The 21346-nt window shown below is 69.0% G+C and carries 19 protein-coding genes; 10 read left to right on the plus strand and 9 right to left on the minus strand.

The features are described 5' to 3' along the window. Position 1: 1 nt before the first annotated feature. The 3 genes from R3E10_01055 to R3E10_01065 all read right to left on the minus strand — a co-directional run bounded on the left by R3E10_01055 (position 2) and on the right by R3E10_01065 (position 5413). Positions 2–1831, minus strand: coding sequence for a VCBS repeat-containing protein (locus R3E10_01055; protein ID MEZ4414320.1), 1830 nt, complete (start codon positions 1829–1831; stop codon positions 2–4). Further along, entirely contained in the window at positions 1831–2937 is a 1107-nt protein-coding gene (locus R3E10_01060; GenBank protein MEZ4414321.1) for a YncE family protein, read from the minus strand. The genes R3E10_01055 and R3E10_01060 overlap by 1 nt, the downstream gene beginning before the upstream one ends. Positions 2938–3028: 91 nt before the next feature. Then, the gene (locus R3E10_01065) at positions 3029–5413 is read right to left on the minus strand and encodes a choice-of-anchor B family protein (protein MEZ4414322.1); all 2385 of its coding nucleotides are present in this window, start codon (positions 5411–5413) and stop codon (positions 3029–3031) included. A gap of 178 nt (positions 5414–5591) precedes the next feature. Here R3E10_01065 and R3E10_01070 point away from each other — a divergent pair, with 178 nt between their 5' ends. Both R3E10_01070 and R3E10_01075 read left to right on the plus strand, forming a co-directional pair. Further along, positions 5592–6353 (plus strand): alpha/beta fold hydrolase, encoded by a 762-nt coding sequence (locus tag R3E10_01070; GenBank protein MEZ4414323.1) that lies wholly within the window; start codon positions 5592–5594, stop codon positions 6351–6353. Positions 6354–6408: 55 nt separating this feature from the next. Next, positions 6409–7827: an alpha/beta fold hydrolase gene (locus R3E10_01075; GenBank protein ID MEZ4414324.1), complete on the plus strand. Its 1419-nt coding sequence runs from the start codon at positions 6409–6411 to the stop codon at positions 7825–7827. A gap of 22 nt (positions 7828–7849) precedes the next feature. Here the strand turns inward: R3E10_01075 and R3E10_01080 are convergent, their stop codons facing one another. The 4 genes from R3E10_01080 to R3E10_01095 are packed head-to-tail and all read right to left on the minus strand — an operon-like array spanning position 7850 to position 12863. Beyond that, the gene (locus R3E10_01080; GenBank protein ID MEZ4414325.1) at positions 7850–10204 is read right to left on the minus strand and encodes a patatin-like phospholipase family protein; all 2355 of its coding nucleotides are present in this window, start codon (positions 10202–10204) and stop codon (positions 7850–7852) included. A gap of 35 nt (positions 10205–10239) precedes the next feature. Then, positions 10240–11859, minus strand: coding sequence for an NTP transferase domain-containing protein (locus tag R3E10_01085; GenBank protein ID MEZ4414326.1), 1620 nt, complete (start codon positions 11857–11859; stop codon positions 10240–10242). A 3-nt stretch (positions 11860–11862) separates the two neighbouring features. Next, entirely contained in the window at positions 11863–12546 is a 684-nt protein-coding gene (locus R3E10_01090) for an XdhC family protein (GenBank protein MEZ4414327.1), read from the minus strand. Beyond that, positions 12543–12863 carry an XdhC family protein gene (locus R3E10_01095; GenBank protein MEZ4414328.1) on the minus strand — a complete coding sequence of 107 codons (321 nt, stop codon included), beginning with the start codon at positions 12861–12863 and terminating at the stop codon, positions 12543–12545. The genes R3E10_01090 and R3E10_01095 overlap by 4 nt, the downstream gene beginning before the upstream one ends. Before the next feature lie 64 nt (positions 12864–12927). On the opposite strand from R3E10_01095, the gene R3E10_01100 reads away from it, so the two are divergent. Next, positions 12928–15309 (plus strand): serine hydrolase, encoded by a 2382-nt coding sequence (locus R3E10_01100; GenBank protein ID MEZ4414329.1) that lies wholly within the window; start codon positions 12928–12930, stop codon positions 15307–15309. A 57-nt stretch (positions 15310–15366) separates the two neighbouring features. On the opposite strand, the gene R3E10_01105 is transcribed toward R3E10_01100, so the two are convergent. Continuing rightward, the gene (locus tag R3E10_01105) at positions 15367–15729 is read right to left on the minus strand and encodes a phage holin family protein (protein ID MEZ4414330.1); all 363 of its coding nucleotides are present in this window, start codon (positions 15727–15729) and stop codon (positions 15367–15369) included. 199 nt (positions 15730–15928) lie between these two features. Here R3E10_01105 and R3E10_01110 point away from each other — a divergent pair, with 199 nt between their 5' ends. Genes R3E10_01110 through R3E10_01125 form a run of 4 tightly spaced genes read left to right on the plus strand, consistent with a single transcriptional unit; the run spans position 15929 to position 18644 of the window. Then, positions 15929–16738 carry a DUF4105 domain-containing protein gene (locus tag R3E10_01110; GenBank protein ID MEZ4414331.1) on the plus strand — a complete coding sequence of 270 codons (810 nt, stop codon included), beginning with the start codon at positions 15929–15931 and terminating at the stop codon, positions 16736–16738. Then, positions 16735–17445, plus strand: coding sequence for a DUF72 domain-containing protein (locus R3E10_01115; GenBank protein MEZ4414332.1), 711 nt, complete (start codon positions 16735–16737; stop codon positions 17443–17445). Before R3E10_01110 ends, R3E10_01115 begins: the two co-directional genes overlap by 4 nt. Continuing rightward, the gene (locus tag R3E10_01120; protein ID MEZ4414333.1) at positions 17442–18107 is read left to right on the plus strand and encodes an alpha/beta family hydrolase; all 666 of its coding nucleotides are present in this window, start codon (positions 17442–17444) and stop codon (positions 18105–18107) included. The genes R3E10_01115 and R3E10_01120 overlap by 4 nt, the downstream gene beginning before the upstream one ends. 21 nt (positions 18108–18128) lie before the next feature. Continuing rightward, entirely contained in the window at positions 18129–18644 is a 516-nt protein-coding gene (locus tag R3E10_01125) for a zinc ribbon domain-containing protein (protein ID MEZ4414334.1), read from the plus strand. Between the two features lie 8 nt (positions 18645–18652). Here the strand turns inward: R3E10_01125 and infA are convergent, their stop codons facing one another. Further along, on the minus strand, positions 18653–18868 hold the full coding sequence (gene infA, locus R3E10_01130; GenBank protein ID MEZ4414335.1) for a translation initiation factor IF-1: 216 nt from the start codon (positions 18866–18868) through the stop codon (positions 18653–18655). Positions 18869–18955: 87 nt separating this feature from the next. Here infA and R3E10_01135 point away from each other — a divergent pair, with 87 nt between their 5' ends. From R3E10_01135 to R3E10_01145, 3 genes are all read left to right on the plus strand, one after another. Then, positions 18956–19642 carry a DUF2461 domain-containing protein gene (locus R3E10_01135; GenBank protein ID MEZ4414336.1) on the plus strand — a complete coding sequence of 229 codons (687 nt, stop codon included), beginning with the start codon at positions 18956–18958 and terminating at the stop codon, positions 19640–19642. An 81-nt stretch (positions 19643–19723) separates the two neighbouring features. Next, positions 19724–20776 carry a carboxypeptidase-like regulatory domain-containing protein gene (locus R3E10_01140; GenBank protein ID MEZ4414337.1) on the plus strand — a complete coding sequence of 351 codons (1053 nt, stop codon included), beginning with the start codon at positions 19724–19726 and terminating at the stop codon, positions 20774–20776. Between the two features lie 51 nt (positions 20777–20827). Further along, positions 20828–21346 carry a histidine phosphatase family protein gene (locus R3E10_01145; GenBank protein ID MEZ4414338.1) on the plus strand — a complete coding sequence of 173 codons (519 nt, stop codon included), beginning with the start codon at positions 20828–20830 and terminating at the stop codon, positions 21344–21346.

A 21346-nucleotide genomic window follows, 5' to 3' on the forward strand; every position in this document is an offset into this window, starting at 1 on the left:
GTCAGCGCCGCCTGTACAGAAAGACGCCGCCGCTCAAGCCGCCCGTGATCAGCTCCTCGCGACCGTCCCCGTCCAGGTCGCCCAAGGTCGGGGTGCTGAAGGGCGTGAACTGGAGCTTGAAGTCGGGGTCCTCGACGAACCGCTCACCTCCGATATTCTCGAAGAGGCGTACCGCACCGTCTTCGGCGCCCAGCAGCAGGTCTACGTCCCCGTCGCCGTCGCGGTCCATCAGGACCGGGAAGCTGCGCCTCCCGACGTCGATCTCCCCGAAGCGGTCGGACACGAGGGTGAAGCGAGGCTCCGCCGGAGTGCCTTCGTTGCGGTAGTAGTTCAACTCGCCCGACGACTCTCCGACCATGAGGTCCAGGTCCCCGTCGCCGTCGACATCCCCCAGCGCGGGCGTCGCGTTGCTGCCACGCGTGAGCGTGGCGATGGCGGTGTCCGGCGTCACGTAGTCGGGCTCGGTGCGGGTCCCGTCGTTGCGATACCATTGCACGCCATCTCTCCACGTCCCCACGACCAGGTCGAGGTCGCCGTCCGCATCGAGGTCGGCAAAGGTGGGAATCAGGTGGTAGTGGGCACCGAGGTCGAGGGTGTCGGAGACCTGGAACGAGGGACGAGAGGAGGTCCCCACGTTCTCGAATCGATAGAGCTTGGAGCGGTCACTGGCGCTGGCGTCCAACTTGTTGCCCACGAACAGATCCAGGTCTCCGTCCCCGTCGTCGTCCGCCAGCGCAGTGGTGCTCTCGCTTCCCACGTCGATCTGCGTGAGATACTGGCGGGTGCGCAGGGTGAGTCCCCGTTCGGTCCGCTCGTAGAAGTATAGATTGGCGGCTGCCGTGCGGCTGGGATTGAAGGCACCCCCCAGCACGCCCATCAGCAGGTCGAGGTCTCCATCCGCGTCGAGGTCCACCGGGACGGGGACGTTGTAGCCCGAGGTCGAGACGGTGTCCTGGGCCGGGAGCGGGATGGGCTCCGAGCGCAGCACGGGGCTCTGGCACGTGCCCGTGTTCTCGATGAACAGGAGGCCAGGCTCGAAGAAGTCTCCCCAGATCAGGTCGAGGTCGCCGTCCTCGTCCAGGTCCGCGAAGGCCATGCTGTTCGCACCGTGCCGTGATCCGATCTGGGCCACGATGGAAATGTCCTCGAAGCGATCGGCCATCAAGCGAAAGGAGAGCGGCGCGTCGCTCTCCTGCTCGTAGCGCCGCACGGTTCCGTCCACGCGCCCGAGGAATAGATCCAGGACGCCATCACAGTCGATGTCGGCCAGGCTGGGGATGTTCTGTCGATCCGAGAAGATCGGCTCCCCGGCCGGGTCCCGCAGCGAGTCCGCATGCATGCGGAATCGCGGTGCGGTGGCGGTGCCCTCATTCACGTAGTATCGCAGGTAGCTGTACGGGAGCTCCGTCAGCAGGTCGAGATCGCCGTCGTTGTCGAAGTCTCCGAAACGCGTCCACTCGCCGACGGAGATGTCCTGGAAGCGGTCGGAGCGCCATGCGAACTGTGGCGTCGTCGCGGACCCGATGTTCTCGAAGAACATCAGCTCGTCCGTCCTCTCCTGCACGAACAGATCGAGGTCGCCGTCGCCGTCGAGATCGGCAAGCTGGGGGCGCGGCACGTCGAAGCCGCCCAGGAATGGATGGGCAATGAGCTCGCCCAGCCCGTCGCGTACGGGGAAGGCATCCACCACGCGCACCCAGGCATCCTCCGCCCCGGGGAGGGGTCCGCTCGGGATCGGGCGCACCGCGGCCCCGGGCGCCCCGCCGCCGCAGCCTGACAGGAACAGCAGCGCGGCCACGGCGGCGGCGTGCCCGCTGCAACGACCTCGCATCACGAACGGGGGCGCACGCCGACCCCTGTGGGGTTGGCGCCGACCTCGAAGGCCCGGACCACCTCGTTCGATTGCGTGTCGATGATCACGGCCGTGCCCACCGGTCCTCCACCCTTCTCGCTGCGTCGGGTGGACGCATATCCGCCCTTGGTGTTGTTGCTGGTGACGATCAGCCAGCGACCGTCCGGGGAGAGCGCGGCGCCGTGGGGTTCGGAAATGGCGGGATGTCGGATCGAGGTTCGCACGGAGCGCGTGGCCACGTCGACGACGTCGACCGCGTTGGCGTCCTTGCGGGGCACGTAGAGGGTCCGGCCGTCGGGGGAGAACACCGGGAGCCAGGGTCGCTGCCCGAGCTCCATCTGGCTGCGCAACTTGGGCAGACCGTCGCCGGAGAGGTCGAAGAACAGGATCAGTCCCGTCATCTCCGTGGTGGCCGCCAGGGTTCCACCGTCCGGAGAGATCCCGAAATGGGAAATCATGTGTCCGTGCTCGCCGTGTCCCCCCTCGACGTTGGTCAGCTCGAAGTCACCGGTCTCCATGTCGAGCGTACCGAGCTGGTTCTCGGCCAGGCTGGCGGTGTAGACGCGCCGCCCGTCCGGCGAGAGGGCCAGCGCGTGCGGGCGAGGGAAGAAGACGTCCAGCTCATCCGAGCGCATGTTCCCGGTATCGAATTCGCCCAAGCGCTGTGGGGGATTCACCGCGCTCATGGAGCGGCCCGCGTAGAGTCGGTGCGACTGGGCGTCCAGCGCCAGCATGCCGGGCACCTCGAAGTCGACGCGACCGACGAGGTTGTTGTCGCGGTCGAACTTGAGGACACGGTTCTCCCCGATCAGCGACAGATACCAGAACGAGCCGTCCGGCTCCACCGCCACGTGATGCGGTTTGGCGTTGGGGGTGAACCCCAGGTCGGTGAGATGGATCTCGGCCTTGACCTCTCGAGCCGCCAGATCGATGACCGTCACCATCGCCTCGTCCTGGCTGCAGACGTAGGCATAGACCGGAGCGTCTTGCGGCGGGGGGTTGAAGCCCGCCGCGGGCGCCGCCGCGCACGCCGCGAGGACCAGGGCGACACCGCCGAGGGCGGTCGATTTCGAGAAGCCGGGCATGGAAGACTCGAGGTTGTGAGATCGTCTGAAGCGCCACTGCTCGTGCGACGCGGGTGCCAGCATGGAGCTGGCACCCGCACCCCTATACCGCCTAGAACACCGGTCGGCTGCGAGGACGGACCAGGAACAGGCCCTCCGATCCGCTCGTGACCGCGACCACGCCGTTCTTGAAATACGGATAGTTGCTCCAGGAACCCCCGAAGCCAGGGTCATTGGTCCCGTACGGCACGGTGTCGAAGTACCCGATCTCGACCGGGTTCTCCACGTCCGAGATATCGAGCACGCGCAGCCCGCTTTGATAGTTCGACTGATACATCCGGTTGCCCAGGATGTAGAGGTTGTGGTCGCTCGACTTCTGCGTCCCGAAGTGTTCCTTCACCAACTGCGGGTCGTCCAGGTCGCTGACGTCCCAGATGAGGGTCCGCGTCTGCTGTACCGAGCCCTGCAGCTCGTCGAGCTCGTCGTTCATGAAGAAGTAGCGGTGGTCCGCCGTGAGCCACCCCTGGTGGGAGTAGCCCACGTTGGGATAGGACGCACGCGAGAGGGCGACCGGGTTGCTCTTGTCGGTGACATCGGCGATCGACAGCGCGGTTTCGTTGGCTCCGAAGCAGATCTCCCGGCCCTCGTGCTCGCTGTCGGGTCCGCGATAGACGACGCACTGGGCATCGTGGGAATACCCTGTGGACGCGCGGCCGGTCTGAGGATCGGCGAAGCAGCCCGCGAACGTGGGATGTTTGGGATCGCGGATGTCGATCATGTGGAGTCCGCCACCGCAGGTCTCACCGCCCATGCTGCTGCCTACGCTGTAGGCGAAGCCTGTCTCCTCGTTGATCACGATGTTGTGCGAGCTGTGGATCTCCGAGTAGTGGGCATCTTCGTCGAACACCTGGGGAGTCCCCCCGAAGTTGCGGAGCCGGGTCAGGTCGAAGACCTGCATGCCGTGGTCCCCGGCGCCGTCGGAGACGACGAAGGCGTGGTTCCGGTAGACCTTCATATCGCGCCACGCTGCGGGGTTGGCGCCTTCGGTCAGCGGCAGGTTCCCCAGGTAGACCGGGTTGAACGGATCCGTGACGTCCACGAAGGCGGTGCCGTCCATGCGGCCGACGATCGCGTACTCGCGGGATGTTTCCGGGTCGGTCCAGCCCCAGATGTCGTTCAGGTGCACGCCGCGTCCGCCCCCGAGCTCGCCTACCGGCATGAAGGAGAGCAGGTCGACCTCGCTGCAGCCGAACGCGCTCGCAGCGTCGTCGTCGCAATCCACCTGAGCGCCCGCGACGCGCCCGTAGTTCTCCTCTTCCCCCATCAGCATCTGGGACGTCCAGTCGCCACCCGCCGCGCGCTCCAGGATGGCCACTCGCCCGAGCCCGTAGTCTGCCGAGGGCAGGCCCACGGCAGCGACACCCTCGCCGACCGCCAGCGATGCGCCGAACTGTGTCCGTGCATCGACACCGGACGTCAGCTTGGAGACCTGATCGAAGTCGCCCCCGGCACCGCGGCGGTAGACGTAGGTGGCGCCGCGGGCACCCGAGCTCCCGGGCGATCCGACCCAGATCTCGTCACCCGTGTAGGCGACGCTCCCGCCGAAGCCTTCGCGGGGAGCGGCCAGAAACGGCAGAAGCTGCCCGGCCTGCGCCCACTCTCCCGTGTCCGCGGAGCGAACGAACGCGTAGACGGTCCCCACCTGAGCGGCGGCGCGGGCCGCACCCACCAGCAGGCGATCGCCTCGGGCCGACAGCGCGCTCCCGAAGCGGACGCCGCGGTCGAGCCCGTCGATCGGAAGGGTTCCCACCTCGCTCCAGCGACCGCCCTCGAAGCCGAAGCGGAACACGGCGCCCGACTGTTGCTCGCGCAGCGGCGCCGAGATGAAGGCCTCGCTCCCGTGCAGCGCCACCTGTCCACCGAACCCGTCGGCCGCGCGCAGATCCGAGGCGGCCAGCTTCCCGATCTCGGCCCAGCGACCGTCCGCGCCGCGCCGGAAGGCGTAGACGCTGCCGCGGCGGGTATTCTGCTGGGGAGCCCCTACCAGGAGGTGCTCACCCGAGAGCGCCACACTGGCCCCGAACCCGTCCGCCTCTGCCGCGTCGGAGGCGACGAGCTTCTGGACCTCACGCCAGGCACCGTCGGCGGCGCGCTCGAAGAGATAGACCGCGCCGGCTCCGCCGGTGCGCGTCACCGCCAGGGTGGAGCCGTCCGCGGCCAGGGCCGCTCCGAAGCCGTCCGTGTCGGCGGCGTCCGACGCGAGAATCCTCGCCCCTTCGCTCCAGCCGGCGCCCTGCTTGCGGTACACGTACACGAGTCCCGAGCGCAGGCGGTTTCCGGCCTCTCCGATCAACACGTCCTGCCCCGAGATGGCCAGCGCGGCACCGAAGCCGGCCTGGGCCGCCGGAGCACCACCCGCGTAGGTCTGCGCAGAGACCCGCGCGGCGGGGGGCAGCAGCAGCGCCAGAGTGAGGAGGAGGGGGAGTCGGTTCTTCATCAGGCTCGCTCGTCCGTGGTGAGGTGCGGGTGGGCGCGGTCAGGCCGCGAACGCCGCATTGGGTACAGGAACCCCGTGCCCGCGGTTCCCGGTGTCGACCCCTACGGCTTGGTGGAAACGCACGTTTCCAATGGCCGGGCCTTGAGGTCGGCAGCCGTCGGATCCAGGTTGCCCGCTCATGCCACACTCCGTCGGGTCCGCCACCGCTGCCGAGCGGCCGCGCCTGGTCCTCCTCCACGGGTTCACCCAGTCCGCATCCTCGTGGCGACCGGTGCTCCCGCATCTCGCTGGATTCGACGTCCAAGCGCTCGACCTTCCCGGCCACGGCGCCTCCGGCGAGCGGGCCGCCGGGCTGGTCGATGGCGCCGCCCAACTGGCGGCCGCAGGCGGGAAGGGGACCTGGGTCGGCTACTCCATGGGCGGGCGCTTCGCGCTGCATGTCGCCTTGGCAAGACCCGACCTGGTGGAGCGGCTCGTCCTGATCGGTGCCCACCCCGGCATCGAGTCCGACAGCGAACGGAGTGCCCGACGGAGGGCGGACGAGGCACTCGCCGCGCGCATCGTCTCCGTCGGTCTACCCACCTTCCTGGAGGAGTGGCTGGCCCAGCCGCTCTTTGCCCGGCTCGCTGACGAAGCGCGGGGTCTGGAATCCCGCCTGGGCAACCGGCCCGAGGCTCTGGCCGCCGCGCTGGTGCGGGCCGGGGCGGGGGCCCAGGAACCCGCTTGGCCACGACTTCATTCGTTGGAGATGCCGCTGCTGTACGTCGTGGGCCAGCACGATGCCAAGTATCGGGCGGTGGGCGCGCGGCTCGTCGCGGCGGTGAAGAAGGGCACGCTGGCTGTCGTGCCGGGCGCCGGCCATTCCGTCCCCTTCGAACGGCCACAGGCCTTTGCGGCGGCGCTACGCGATTGGCTCGGGGAGCGGCCGGCGACCCGGTGAACAAGAGGCAGGGCTCGCCCGTAGGAGCAGAGACCGGTCGCTGAGAGGAGGCACCATGCCGCGCGTCACACTGCTGTTCGTTCTGGGAGTCGTCTCCACATCCACGTTCCTCTCCGCGCAACAGCCCTCGCTGGCCGGGGACTGGCTGGGCACGCTGCAGGCGGGGCCGACCGAGCTCCGCATCGTCTTCCACGTCACTGGAGAGGCCGGCGGCTATGCCGCGACGCTGGACAGCCCTGACCAGGGCGTCGCGGGCATCCCGGTCGCCGCCGTGCGTGTCGATGGCGCCACCGTCTCCATGGACATCCCGTCGCTGCGCGGCCGCTACGAGGGGACCTTGGCCGGCGACGGCACGCGGCTGGAGGGCACCTGGTCGCAGGGCGGGGCTGTCCTACCGCTCGTGCTGAGCCACACGACTGAGCCCATCGCTCTGCCCCATCGACCCCAGGAGCCGGTCGAGCCCGTCCCCTACCGGTCGCAGGACGTGCGTTTGCCCGGTGGAAGCCCCGAGGTCACGCTGGCCGGGACGCTGACGCTGCCCGAGGGGAACGGCCCCTTTCCCGCCGTGGTCTTGATCAGCGGATCGGGTCCGCAGAACCGCAACGAAGAGCTCATGGGGCATCGCCCCTTTCTCGTCCTGGCCGATCACTTCACGCGCCGGGGCATTGCCGTGCTGCGCTACGACGACCGTGGCGTGGGGGAGTCGACGGGTGCGTTCGGCACTGCGACCTCGCTGGATTTCGCGGATGACGCGCTTGCCGCGGTGCGCTACTTGAGCTCGCGCACCGAGATCGATGCGGCCCGTATCGGCCTGGTCGGTCACAGCGAGGGCGGCCTGATCGCACCGATCGTGGCCGCGGATCACGACTCGGTCGCCTTCGTGGTGATGATGGCGGGGCCGGGGATCCCGGGCTCCGAGATCCTCGAGTTGCAGACCGGGCTCATCCTGAAGGCCGGAGGGGCGTCCAGCGCCGATGTGCGACGTGCGGTGGAGGCGACGCGCGAGCTCAACGAGCTCATCGCCGCTTCACGGGACGGACAGGGGCTGGAGGAACGGGTGCGGCAACGACTGGAGCAACGTGCTGCGGCGTTGTCGGAGTCGGAGCGGCAAGCTGCGGGCGTGACGCCCGAGAGCCTCCGTGCTCAGGCCGCCCAGGTCACGAGCCCGTGGTTCCGCTTCTTCCTGGCGTACGATCCGGTCCCGACCCTCCGGCGCGTGCAGGTTCCCGTGTTGGCGATCAACGGGTCCAAGGACCTGCAGGTGCCACCGCGAGAGAACCTGGAGGCCATCGGACGCGCACTGGCCGCGGGCGGCAACGCGGATGTGAGCACCGAGGAGTTGCCCGGGCTCAATCACCTGTTCCAGACGGCGGGCACGGGTGCGCCCTCCGAGTATGCGCAGATCGAAGAAACCATCGCTCCCGTGGCGCTCGACCGCATGACCCGCTGGATCCTGGATCGCTTCGGGAGCTGAGGGCCCTGTAGCGCGGGCACCGTCAGAAGGTGCGTCCCACCGCCAGATACCAGGCGCCTTCGCCCCGGTCCGCACGTCCATAGCCGAGCCAGGCCGGTCCCAGGAACGTTTCCAGACCCGCAAAGACGGCCCCACCCACGCGTAGCCGGTCGAGGGAGACGGCGGACGCTGTGCTCCACGTGTTGCCCGCCTCGACCGACGCACCCAGAAACATGCGGCCACCGGCGAGCGTGGTGGGGAAGGTGGCCAGAGGGCGGTAGAAGGTGAGCCCCACCTGGGCGAGCTCGCTCCCGACCTGTTGGCGCGGTTGCAGTCCCGACAAGTCGAGGAAGCCACCCAACTCGAACGCGTCCCAATAGGGCAGGGACGAGCCCAGGGACGTAGCGACACGCGCGCGGGCGAGCACGGTCCCCTGGGCGCCGGTCGCAGCCTTGAGTGCGTACAGCGAAAGCCTCGCGTAGGTGGCGTCGCCCCCCAGTGCGCTGACCGGTCGGACGAGCTCGACCCGGTAGGTCTCGCCGCGGGTGGGGAAGCCCCGATCGTCCAGACGATCCACACCAAGTGCCACCTGCAACGCGCTCACGTGCGGTCCTGCCGTGGTCGAGTCCACCGGTCCGGTGCGACGGTCGACGTCGATGCCACCGAACCACCAGCCGACGCGTGCCTCGCCCCAGTTGCCGAGCTCGATGCCGCCGTCCAGTCCGGCGCCCCACTCGGTGCGGCGGAACTGCCCGATCCGCACCGGCCCGGTGAACACCTCCGCCAGAGTGCGGGACCAACTCAACCGCGGTGCCACGAACAAGCGACTGCGAGCTCCCAGCGGTTGGTAGAGCTCGGCGAGGACGCGTCGCCGCCGCCCCACCTGCAGTTCGTTGCGAAGCTCACCCCCCCAACCGTTGAGCTGGGTGGCGGTGTAGTTGACGAGCACGTCGAATGCCGAGCTACCGCCGAGGTCATCCCGGAGGGAGATGCCGAAGCGCACATAGTTCGGGCCCCACGGCTCCGGTACGACTTCGACGACGAGTCCCAGCGCGTCGTCTTCCTCGGACCAGCGCACCCGCACCGACTCGAACGAGCCCATGCCATAGATCCGGTCGAGTCCCCGCACCAACGCCCCGACGTCGAGAGGTCGCCTGGGGTCGACGCCCAGGGCCCGACGCAGCGCCGAGGAGGCCATGCGCGAGTGGTTCTCGATGCGCACGAATTCGGGAGCGAGCGGCATGCTCGGCTTCTCGGTGCGCCGACGCTTCCAGGCGGCGTATTCCTCCACGCCCAGCGAGTAGTGACGCAGGGTGGTCGCCGCACGAACGACGGCGCGCTGACCCGCCCGCACGCCGGCGGGGATCGCCTCGAACGATGTGAACTGGACCGAATCCAACTGGGGGCGGAGCAGAACGTCTTGTCCGGGACGGAGGCGCTCCGTCTGTTCGATGGTCATGCCCTGGATGGGAAAGCGCATGGCCTGCTGGCCGATGGCCAACGCGCTCACCAGCTCCGTGCGTTCCAGGGGAGGAGTGGCCACGTCGACCGCGATGATCACGTCCGGATTCCAACGCAGGGCCACGTCGATTGGGAGGTTGTTGCGGAGGCCCCCGTCGACGAGCAGGCGACCATCCAGCTCGATCGGGATGAACATGCCCGGCACCGCCATGCTGGCTCGAATCGCCTCTGCCAGATCGCCTGATTCCAAGACCACCATCTCTCCGCTTCCAATGTCGGTCGCGACAGCCCGAAACGGCACGGGGAGATCATCGAAGTCGTGCACAGGTCCGATCGGGAGGGTGAGCGCCGACAGTAGGGTGCTGAGATCCTGTCCGGTGACCAGCCCGCGCGGCAGGTGCAGGCGCCCCCTCCGCAGTCCCAGCTCGAGCTGGACTGGAAGCGTCAGGTCCTCCTGCTTGCGCCGGTAGTTGAGATCGTCGCGGGGCGGGCTACCGGAGAAGACGTCGGCCCAGTCGATGCTGGTGGCCTCCCGCTCGATCTCGGTGTCGGTGAGCCCCGCCGCGAACAGGCCACCCACCACTGCGCCCATGCTGGTGCCCACCACGAGGTCCACCGGAACACGCAGCTCGTCGAGTGCGCGTAGGACGCCGATGTGCGCGGCGCCACGAGCCCCGCCGCCCCCCAGCACGAGAGCCACGCGAGGGTGGCGCGCCTGGCCCCCGGCCGCGTGCGGAGCCGCGGCGAGTCCCAGCAGCACCAGCGTAAGACGGCACACCGTCCAGGCCCACCGAACGCAGCACCCAGCGTCGCGCACTCCCACGCCCCACCCCCGGATCCAAAAGCGGTTGCTCCGGAGAATGCTACTCACGGAGTGGGTCAAGGTGCCGAACGGAAGCCCCTCCGCGGCGCGCTCCGCGCGGGTCAGGTGAGCCACGCTCCAGGCCCTGCTCGGAGCATGTCCCTCGGGGGTCAGCCGAGCTCCCCTCCGAGATCCAGGAGCATCTCCGGCGTGTCGACGTCCAGAAGCACCCCGGGATCGTCGAAGGAGACCTCGACCACGTCGGCGTGGAGCTCGCTCAGCAGCGACCGAGCCCCGGCGTCGCCGCGAAGAGTGCGCAGCGCCTCGAAGTGGTGAGCGCCCCACAGCACCGGATTGCCGCGTCGGCGCGCGTGGACCGGGACGCACACCGTTCGCCCTTCCGCCGGTGAGAACGCGTCGATGAGGCGGTCGACATGGGCGGGCTGGACCTGCGGCATGTCGCCCAGCGCCACCACTACGCCAGCGGGTCGCTCCGCCGACAACGCGTCGATCCCCGCGCGCAAGGACGAGCTCAGGCCGTCGGCGAAGTCGGGGTTATGGACGAAGCGGAGGGGGCGCCCTGCCAGCGCCCGCTCCACGTCCTCTGCGTCGGCGCCCGTCACCACCACCACCGGCGAGGCGCGCGACGCGAGCAAGGCGTCGGCCGCCCAGGCCACCAAGGGCTTGCCGCGCAGCGTGCGCGTGAGCTTGTTGGCGCCCCCCATGCGCGTCGACCTCCCGGCGGCCAGCAAGAGGCCGGCGATCCCCCGGGGAGCGTCCCCACCGGCGGGCTGAGCGCGCGGCTGACCCCGGGCAGCGCTCTCCTTGTACAGCCCGCCCGCACCCAGCGAGGCGAACCAGCGGGCATCGAGCTCGAGGCCTGCCATGGCCCGTTCCAGCACCGGATCGAAACCGCTGCGGGTGGGGGAGCGAGCGCAGCCGGGAACGCCCAGCACCGTGGCCTGCCCATGGCTCCCGTGGAACAACAGGTTTCCCGGGTCGGCCGGGATGCCCACCCTCGTGATCCGGCCGCCCGCGCGCACCAGGGCTTCCGGAAGGACATCGTTTCGGTGACTGGTCTGGGAGGCGCCGAACAGGAGCAGGAGGTCCACGCCCTCTCCGAGGTGCGCTGCGATGGTCCGGGCCACGGCCGCTCGGTCATGCGGAACCACATCGACGCGCCGAAGGCGGCTCCCCAGTAGGAGCAGCCGTTCGCCCACGGCGTCGATCGCGCGCTGAGCGCGGCGCTCGGGTTCGTGATGGGCTCGCGTGATGATGAGACTGACGCGAAGGGGCTGGAACGGGGCCAGCCCAAGGGGTGGGGCATCGGCCAACACGGACGTCACTGCCTTCACGGAGGCGGCAGGCACCGCAAACGGGATGATCTTGACGGTCGCCACGAGCTGACCGGCGCGGACCGGAGCACCGCTCGCCAACGTGGACAGGGTGATGGCGTCGTCGACGCAGTTCGCGTCGGTCAGTCGTGCCTCGTCCAGCAGCACCAGGCCGGCGGCCTGGGCGGTGAGGTTGGCTCTCCCGAGCATCGGTGCATCCACGCCCAGATGGGGGCCGCACAAGGCGAGGGCGACCTGATGCGCTGCCTGATCCTCCGCGAGATCGTCTGCCTCCAGGTGTACCGCCTCGACCTGCCCGATGCCTTCGCTGCGCAGGCGGTCCATCTCGACGTCGCCGAGGGTCGTTCCCTTCAACAACACTCCATCCCTGAGCCGTACCGAGTGGGCCAGGACCGCGCCTTGGGCCTCGTCGAGGGGCGTCGGTTCGAAACGCACAGATCAGCGGTTCCGCAGCGCCGCCAGGATCTCCGCGAGCACCGCCAGCGCGATCTCGGCCGGTGTGCGCGCGCCCAGGTCCAGCCCGATCGGCGCGTGGATGCGCTCGAGCTCGGCTGCGCTCACGCCATGGTCGCGCAGCCGCTCCATCCGGCGCGCGTGCGTGCGCCGGCTGCCCAGCGCCCCCACGTAGAAGGCATCTGACGCGAGGGCGCGGACGAGCGCGGGGTCGTCCAGTTTCGGGTCGTGGGTGAGAGCGACCACGGCGGTTCGCGGGTCGGGCGCGAGCTCGGCGAGCGCCGGCTCCGGCCAGGTGGTGACGAGCCGCACGCCGGGGAAGCGTTCTGACGTGGCCCAGGCGGTGCGTGGGTCGATGACGATGATCTCGAAGCCCACCAGCGGACCGAGCGCGGCCAGGGCCTGGGCGATGTGCACTGCGCCCACCACCAGGATGCGGGGTGGCGGATTGAACGGCCGGAGAAACCAGGGTGAGCCGGCCAGCTCGTGCACGGCGGCGGCATCGCGGGACAACGCGCTCTCGGCCGCTGCCACCAGGTCGGGCCGGATCCCCTCGGACTGGTGAGGGCGAACCACCGCTGACGCTCCGGTCGCGAGGTCGGTGGCCAGCACGCGGGGCTCACGGTCCCGCGAGCGAGCCGCGAGCTCCTCGAGCAGAGCGCGCTTCATTCGACGCGCTCGATCCAGATCTCCACCTGGCCACCACAGGCCAGGCCGACCTCCCACGCCATCTCGTCGGTCACCCCGTACGACACCCGCCGCGGCTCTCCGCTGCGGATCACGCCCAGGGCCTCGTCGACCACCGCGTTCTCCACACACCCGCCGGAGACCGATCCGACGAACTCGCCACGGTCGTTGACCGCCAGAAAGCTGCCGGCGGCGCGGGGGGCAGACCCCCAGGTCTGCAGGACGGTCGCGAGGGCGACACCGCGGTCCTGTCTGCGCCAGGCAAGAGCTTGCGCGAGCACCTCTCGATCGGTTCCCATGTCTGGAATGTGACCGCCGCTTCGGGCCGGAGGCAACGCCGCCCCCCTCGCTGGAGAGCTTGTGATGTCTCGACTGCACAACCGCTGGTGGATCTGGGCGGCGCTGTGGATCGTCGGGTGCGCCGACCCGAGCCGTCCCGGGGGGGATCCCGCCCGCATCGATCCCCCCGAGTCGCTGGTCGTCGCAGTCGAGCGCTTGCGCGCCTTCATCCACGAGGAGATGGAGGCGAAGGGATTGCCCGCTCTGTCCGTCGTGCTGGTGGACGATCAGACCCCCGTCTGGGCGGAGGGCTTCGGGTGGGAGCGTCCGGCCGATTCCGTTCCCGCCGACGCCAATACGGTGTATCGGGTCGGGTCCGTGTCCAAGCTGTTCACCGATCTCGCCGTCATGCAGCGCGTCGAGCGTGGTGAGCTCGATCTCGACGGCCCCATCCAGGACGTCCTCCCCGATCTGCACCCCCAGGCGGCGGAAGGAGCGCTCATCACGCTGCGCCAATTGATGTCGCATCGGTCGGGGCTGGTTCGAGAGCCCCCCGTCGGCCACTACTTCGACGACAGGGGTCCCACGCTGACCGAAACAGTGAACAGCCTCTCACGGACCGCGCTGGTGCTTCCGCCCCAGACCCGCACCAAGTACTCCAATGCGGGCATCGCGGCCGTCGGCTTCGCGCTCGAGGAGCACGCGGGCGAAGATTTCGCGGGCTTGCTGCAGCGAGAGGTGCTCGCTCCTCTGGGGATGCGCTCGAGTGGCTTCGAGCCCACGGAGGGTATCCGCGCGCGTCTGGCGGCTGCCACGATGTGGACGTTGGACGGCCGCGAGTTCGACGCCCCCACCTTCCAGTTGGGGATGGCCCCCGCGGGCAGCATGTACGCGACCGTGCTCGACCTGGGCCGCTTCCTCAGCATGCTCTTCGCGGGGGGGACCGGCCCGGGGGGCCGGATCGTCGAGGCCGAGACGCTGGAGAGCATGTGGACACCGCAGTTCCAGCCCGAGGGCACCAGGACGGGAGCCGGTCTGGGGTTCTTTGTCTCCGAGCTGGACGGACGACGCGTGGTGCGGCACGGCGGCGCCATCTACGGCTTCGCCACCGAGCTGGCGGCGCTCCCCGACGAACGGCTGGGGGTGGTGGTGGTCACGTCGATGGACATCGCCAACCCGGTCGTCGAGCGCATCGCGACCGCGGCACTGCGCTCGGCCTTGGCGGTGCGCACGGGTGCCGACCTTCCCGAGCTGGCACCGACCGAACCGTTGAGCCCGGAGCGAGCGGAGCGGCTGGAGGGCCGCTACGTCGATGCCGACGGCGTCGCGTCGATCGACCTGCTGGAGCGGGGTGGCCGGTTGTATCTGGAGTTCGTTGCCGGCGGCTCGCGGGTGGAGCTGCGCGAACGAGGAGACACGCTGATCGCCGACGACCGAACCGGATACGGCGGCTACTTCGTGGAGGCCGGCGACGGGATCCGCTCCCGGGCGGGGTCTTCGTACCGGCGCATCGCGGTGCCGGAGCCGCCCGCCGCCCCCGAACGCTGGGCGGGGCTGGTCGGCGAATACGGCTGGGATCACAACACGCTGTATGTCCTCGAACAGGACGGGCAGCTGCAGGCGTTGATCGAATGGTTCTTCCGCTACCCACTCCTGGAGGAGGCCTCCGACCGTTTCCGATTCCCCGACGCGGGGCTCTACGACCACGAAACCCTGGTGTTCGAGCGAGACGGCCAGGGTCGAGCCACGCGCGCGATCCTCGCCGGGTCGGTGGTCTTCGAGCGCCGCGCCCTCTCGGGGGAAGACGGCAGCACCTTCCGGATCAATCCGCTGCGGACCGCCGAGCAGTTGCGGCCCGAGGCCCTGGCCGCTCAACCACCCGAGGAGGTCGGCGACTTCCGCGACCCGGAGCTGGTCGAGTTGGTGACGCTCGATCCGACCATCCGCCTCGACATCCGCTACGCCACCACCAACAACTTCATGGGCGAGCGGTTCTACGAGCAGCCCCGCGCTTTCCTGCAGCGTCCCGCCGCCGAGGCCCTGGTGCGCGCGCACCAGGCCTTGGAGCGGCACGGCTATGGCCTGCTCGTCCACGACGGGTACCGACCCTGGTACGTGACGCGCATGTTCTGGGACGCCACTCCTCCGGATCAGCGCCTCTTCGTGGCGGACCCTTCCTCGGGGTCCCGGCACAACCGGGGTGCGGCCGTGGATCTGACGCTCTTCGACCGACGTACGGGCGTGCCGGTGCAGATGGTCAGTGGGTACGACGAGTTCTCGGACCGGGCCTTCCCCGACTATCCGGGTGGCACCGACCACCAGCGCTGGCTGCGAGAGCTGCTGCGCGAGGCCATGGAGGACGAGGGCTTTCAGGTGTACGAATGGGAGTGGTGGCACTTCGACTATGGCGAGTGGCGCCGGTATCCCATCCTCAACCAGACGTTCGATCAGATCCCCCCGGCGTGAGGCGGCCCGCAGCGATGCGGATGCTCCGGCGCTCGGGGGAGTCTCCGCTCGCCACGGTCAGCGCGATTTGCGGTCCCCGTCCGCGACCATCCAGCTGAGGATGACCGACACGATCGAGATCACCAGGGCTCCCGCGATGGCGGGCCCGAGTCCGTCCACCTGCAGGACCGACGACAGCGCCGAGGTCAGCCAGAGCATGAGGCCGTTGATCACCAGCGTGAACAGGCCGAGCGACAGGAAGATCAGAGGAAGGGACAGTAGCTTGACCACCGGCTTGATCATTGCATTGACCAATCCGAAGATGACGGCCACGACCAGGATGCCGAACCCATCCCCCGTCAGCGACACGCCGTCCACCAGGCGGGCGGCTGCCCACAGCGCGGCTGCATTGATGAGCAAGCGAAGAATCAGAGAGCGCATGGGTGATCTCGACCGGTTTGGGTTTCTGCGGCCGTCCCTACGGAGATCCGCGGGCGTGTGTGTCGGCGGCCGGTCGCAGCCACCGCCCGGAGAGGGGTTCAGGGGGCGCTCCGCCCGTGAGCCGGCTCCCTCCGGGGAGCCCCGCCGTCCGCACTCAAGGTAGAGCCACTCTTCCATGCCCTCCAAACGCCGTGGCCGCATGTGGATCCTAGCTGCAGGTCTGGTCGTCCTCGTGGGAGCGGCCTTCTGGTTGACGCTGACGCCGCCCATCGGTGGCGACTGGGCCGATGACCATGCCGAGCTGCCGGCGGTGCGCTTCGACGGCCAGCGCGTCACCATCCAGGGCTATCGCAACTTCACCTACCGCTCGGCGGACGAGTACGAGGCGCGCTACGAGACGCGCGAGTTGGACCTCGACCAGCTGGAGAGCGTGTGGTATGTGCTGGTGCCGTTCTCCACGGATTGGCGCGGTCCGGCGCATTCGTTCCTCAGCTTCGGCTTTGCCGATTCGACCTACGTCTCGGTTTCCGTCGAGGCGAGGCGACAGCGCGGAGAGCCCTATTCCATGCTGGGCGGTCTTCTCCATCGTTTTCAGGTGATCTACGTCGTGGGCGCGGAGCGCGATCTCCTCGGCGTGCGTGCCGTTCACCGTGAGGACGACGTCTACCTGTACCCCATTCGGGCCACACCCGAGGGCGCCCGGGCCTTGTTCGTCGAGATGCTGCGGCGCGCAGACCAGCTACGCGAGCAGCCGGAGTTCTACAACACGCTTTTCAACAACTGCACCACCAACATCCTCGCCCACGTGAATCGGGTGAGCCCGAAGCGGATCGGCTACGGTCCCCGCATCATGTTGCCCGGCTACTCGGATCGGGTGGCGCACGAGCACGGGCTCATCGATACCGACTTGTCCTTGGAGGCCGCGCGGGAGCGCTACCGGGTGAGTGAGCGGGCGCGGGCGGCCTGGACGGATCCCGCCTTTTCCGCCCGGATCCGGGAGACGCCGTGACACTACGCGTGGGAACCAGCGGATACGCGTACAAGGAGTGGAAGGGCTCGTTCTATCCGACCGACCTGAAGGCTGCGGACATGCTGGGGTTCTACGCCGACCGCTTTCAGGCGGTGGAGATCAACAACACCTTCTACCGCATGCCCAAGCTGTCTGTGTTGGAGGGTTGGCGGGCCCAGGTGCCCGACACCTTCCAGTTCGTGCTCAAGGCATCGCAGCGCATTACGCACCATAGGCGCCTCAAGGACGTTGCCGAGGAGATCGGCTACTGGGCCGATACCACGACGACCTTGGGGTCCCAGCTCGGCCCCACGCTCTTCCAGCTTCCCCCCAACTTCAAGAAGGACCTGGAGCGTCTGCAGGGATTCCTGGCGGCGCTCCCGGGTGGAGTGCGAGCGGCGTTCGAATTCCGCCATCCGTCCTGGGCCGAGGACGAGGCTGTGTTGGACATGCTGCGTGGCCACGGCGCCGCGTGGGTGGTGGCCGACTCCGGAGAGGAGGCGCTGCTGCGCGTCGAGCGTACGGCTCCCTTCGTCTATGCGCGCCTGCGCCGCGTGGAATACTCCGATGAGGACCTGCGATTCTGGGTGGAGCGCCTGGGGCGCCTGGGCGCGGACGACCTCTACGTCTTCTTCAAACACGAGGACGAGGGCACAGGGCCCGCGCTCGCCAGTCGCTTCCTCCAGTTGGCCGGGGGGTCCGCGTGACCGAGACCGTACAGATCGAGTTGCCCGACGGCTCGGCCGCCGTGTCTGGACTGTGGTCGTCCCCCTCTGGGGCCGACCTGCTCTACGTGTTCGGCCATGGCGCGGGCGCCGGCATGCGGCATCCCTTCATGGAGACGGTGGCGGACCGTTTGGCGGGAATCGGTGTGGCCACGCTGCGCTTTCAGTTCCCGTACATGGACCGCGGGAGCCGACGACCGGACCCGCAACCTCTGCTGCTGGACACGGTGCGCGCCGCGGTCCGGCACGCCCGCGTGCGCTGCGAGCTTCCCCTGCTGGCTGGCGGCAAGTCGATGGGTGGGCGCATGACCTCGCTGGCCCAGTCGCAGGCCCCGCTCGACGGCGTGCGCGGACTGGTGTTCTTCGGATTCCCACTGCACCCGGCCGGTCGGCCGGGCACGGCGCGCGCCGCCCACCTGGCCCAGATCGAGATCCCCATGCTGTTCCTGCAGGGCTCCCGGGACGCCCTCTCGGAGCTCGAGCTGCTGGAGCCCGTGATCGAAGGGCTGAAACCAGGGGCCACGCTGCACGTCCTACAGGGAGCGGACCACGGGTTTGCGGTGCGCAAGAAGGACGGGCGAACCGCCGAGGATGTCCTCGACGAGGCCATCGCCACCTTCGAGCGATGGCGACGAACCACCTGAGGCGCTGAGAGGGGAGGTGCTGTGAGCGACACGTGTGCGACCTGCGGGACTCCGTTGCCGGGGGGCGCGGAGCGGTGCACGCAGTGCGGGGCGCCTTTCAAGGCCGAGGTGCTTCCCGCGCGCACGCCGTCGCGCGGAGTGCTCGTCCGCGATTTCCTGGTCTTCGAGCTAAAGCTCATTCTCGATGGGGCCATGGACGTCATCCTGGGTCCCATCGCGGCCGTCGTGTTCTTCCTGGACCTGGTGGCCGGTGGGCCCCACCTCGGGCGCCGTTTCTATCGCGTGCTGCGCTTCGGCGAGCGCTGGGACCTGTGGCTCAGCCTCTATCGCTCATCGCAGGAGGCGGAGCAGCGGCCGGACGGACTCTTCCAGGCGGGGGCGCACAGCGCCGACTCCCTCATCGGTGCCGTCGAGGAGCTGATGCGGGATCCAGGCCTGCCGGAGAGGTACCGCAAGCGCCTTCAGGGGTGGGCAGGAAGCCTGTCCGAGAAGGGGGAAGGGAAGGGTTCGGGGGACCGCCGCGGACGAGGGCGGTAGAGAGGGGCCTACTTGTATCGGTAGGTGACGCGACCACGCGTCAGGTCGTAGGGGGACATCTCCACCTTCACCCGGTCACCCTCGAGCACCCGGATGTAGAACTTGCGCATCTTGCCGGAAAGGTACGCGAGGATCTCGTGCCCGTTCTCCAGCTGCACCCGGAAGTTCGCATTGGGAAGGACCTCGGTGACGGTCCCTTCCATCTCGATCGCGTCGTTGGCCATCCACTCCGCCTGTCTTGAATCGCTGAAAGCAAGGAGAAATACTACCTCCCTGCCGCTGTCGTAGCAACGAGAACCCCTGGAGGAACCGTGCCAGCCACCTACTTCTCGCCGGAGCTGTTCCGCTTCCTGGCCGACCTGAAGGCCAACAACGAGCGGAGCTGGTTCGAGGCCCATCGGGACCGCTACGAGCAGCACCTCAAGGGGCCGGCGCTGCGCTTCATCGAGGACTTCGCACCCCACCTGCAGAAGGTGAGCCCCCACTTCCGGGCCGACCCCCGGCCGGTGGGGGGATCCCTCTTCCGCATTCACCGGGACGTCCGCTTCTCCAAGGACAAGAGCCCCTACAAGACGCATGTGGGGATCCACTTCCGCCATGAGCAGGCCCGGACGGCGCACGCGCCCGGGTTCTACCTGCACCTGGAGCCGGGCCAGGTCTTCCTGGGCGCGGGGATCTGGCGCCCCGAGCGGCCTGCGCTGGAACGGATCCGGGAGCGCCTGGGCGAGGAGCCCCGGGTCTGGAAGCGGGTCCGGGACGGCAAGCGGTTCCGCGATCGCTTCGACCTGTCGGGGGAGTCGCTCAGCCGGGTGCCGAGGGGCTATGCGGCCGATCATCCCGTGGTCGACGATCTCAGACGCAAGGACTTCATCGCCGTGGCGCCCCTGGAGGTGGAGACGGCGTGCGGGCCTGGACTCCTCAAGGAGTTGGGTGCCCTTTGTCGGGATGCGGGCCCGTTCGTCCGGTTTCTGTGCGAGGCGCTCGAGGTCGCCTTCTAGGAAGCTCCGCGCGCGTGAGGGGACCCGCGCCTGGCCCCCGGGCGGGAACACGCGCCGCTCGGCCCCGCTAGTACTTCGGTGATGAGACGGACCACGTCGGCCTGGATGATGGTGTGGGTGGCTCTGGCCGCGACCCCAGCGGCCGCGCAGATCCGCGGGCGCGTCACGGACACGGAGGGCACTCCACTTCGGGACGTGCTGGTGGAAGCGTGGAGCTCGTCGGACCGCCTGGCGGGGACGCGGACCGACGCAGAGGGGCGCTTCACGTTCACGCGTCCCATCGCTGAACGCGCCCACAGCCTCTACCTCTATCGCTACGGCTACCAGGCGATCCGCCCGCGCGTGGAGCCGGGTCTGGTCGACTACGAGCTCCGCATGGCTGCGGATCCGGTGGTCATCGAGGGTTTGGTGGTGGATGTGGCCCAGCCAGTGTGCCGGCCCGACGAGGACGGCGAGGCCCGGGCGCTGTGGGAGGCCGCCAGCGCGCGCTACGATCGGTCGCTGGAGCGTCTCGGGATCGCCACCTATCTGGCGTCCACCATCGTGGCGCTGCCCGTGTCCGAATTGGGTCCCGTGCGGGTCGATCAACCCGGCACGGAGCAACGGGGCTCGGCTCCGCTCTTCCGCGCCAGTTGGCGCCGCCGCGTGGAGCGCAGCGGCTACGCGCGGCGGCTCTCCGCTCCGAGCCCAGACGGCATGTTCGAGGCCTGGGGGTACCCGCCGCTGGAGGCGGACTTCTCCACGCACTTCGTGGATCCGGTCTTCGGGAAGCTGCATCGCTTCACCATCGAGGACACCACCTCCGAGGGGTGGCTGATCCGCTTCTGTCCGCGGAACGAGGGAAAGCCCTCCATCCGGGGGATCCTCAAGATCGCGCCGGATACGACGGTGGCCTACGCGGAGTGGTCCTTCGATACGCCGGAGCCCGCGGAGGGCGCAGGCGGCAGAGTCGTGTTCGCCAGCGCCGCCCCGGGTGGACGCCGGTGGGCGTTGCCCACCGAGGGGATGTTCTGGCGACGCGGCGACGGAGGGAAATACCGGGAGCGCTACCAGCGCTACGAGGGTTGGCTGGTCTCTCCGGGCGACTCGGTTCCCTTCTTGCCGGTCCGGGAGGGCGTGCGCGCGTCCAGGTGACGCGGGAACGGGCTTGCCTGCCGGCGAGCCTTCGTGGTAAGACGTCTCCCCATGAGACGACTGCTGCTACTGCGTCACGCGAAGTCGAGTTGGGATGACGCTTCCTTGGACGACTTCGAGCGTCCGCTCGCCGCGCGGGGGCGCAACGACGCACCGCGGATGGCGCGCTACCTCTGGGAGAACGATCTGCTCCCCGATGTCGCGCTTTGCTCGCCGGCCAGGCGCGCCGCCGAGACCTGGGAAGCCGTCGCGCCGCTCCTGGGCGGACGCGTTCCGGTCGAGTACGATCGCTCACTCTACATGGCCGCGCCCTCCACGCTGTTGCGTCTGGTGCAGTCCCAGCCCCTCGAGCATTCCAGTGTGCTCGTGCTCGGGCACAATCCGGGATTGGAGGAGGCGGCCTGCCGTCTCGTGGTCGACGGGTCCGAGCGGGATCTGGAGCGCATGACCCTCAAGTATCCGACGTGCGCGTTGGCGGTGATCGACTTCCCCTGTGAGTTGTGGGGAGAGGTGGATTGGGGCCAGGGACGCTTGCAGCGTTTCGTACGCCCCAGGGACCTGAACGGCTAG

This window comes from Gemmatimonadota bacterium, from assembly GCA_041390105.1.
In the GTDB taxonomy this organism is placed as follows: Bacteria; Gemmatimonadota; Gemmatimonadetes; order Longimicrobiales; family Gaopeijiaceae; genus JAGQIF01.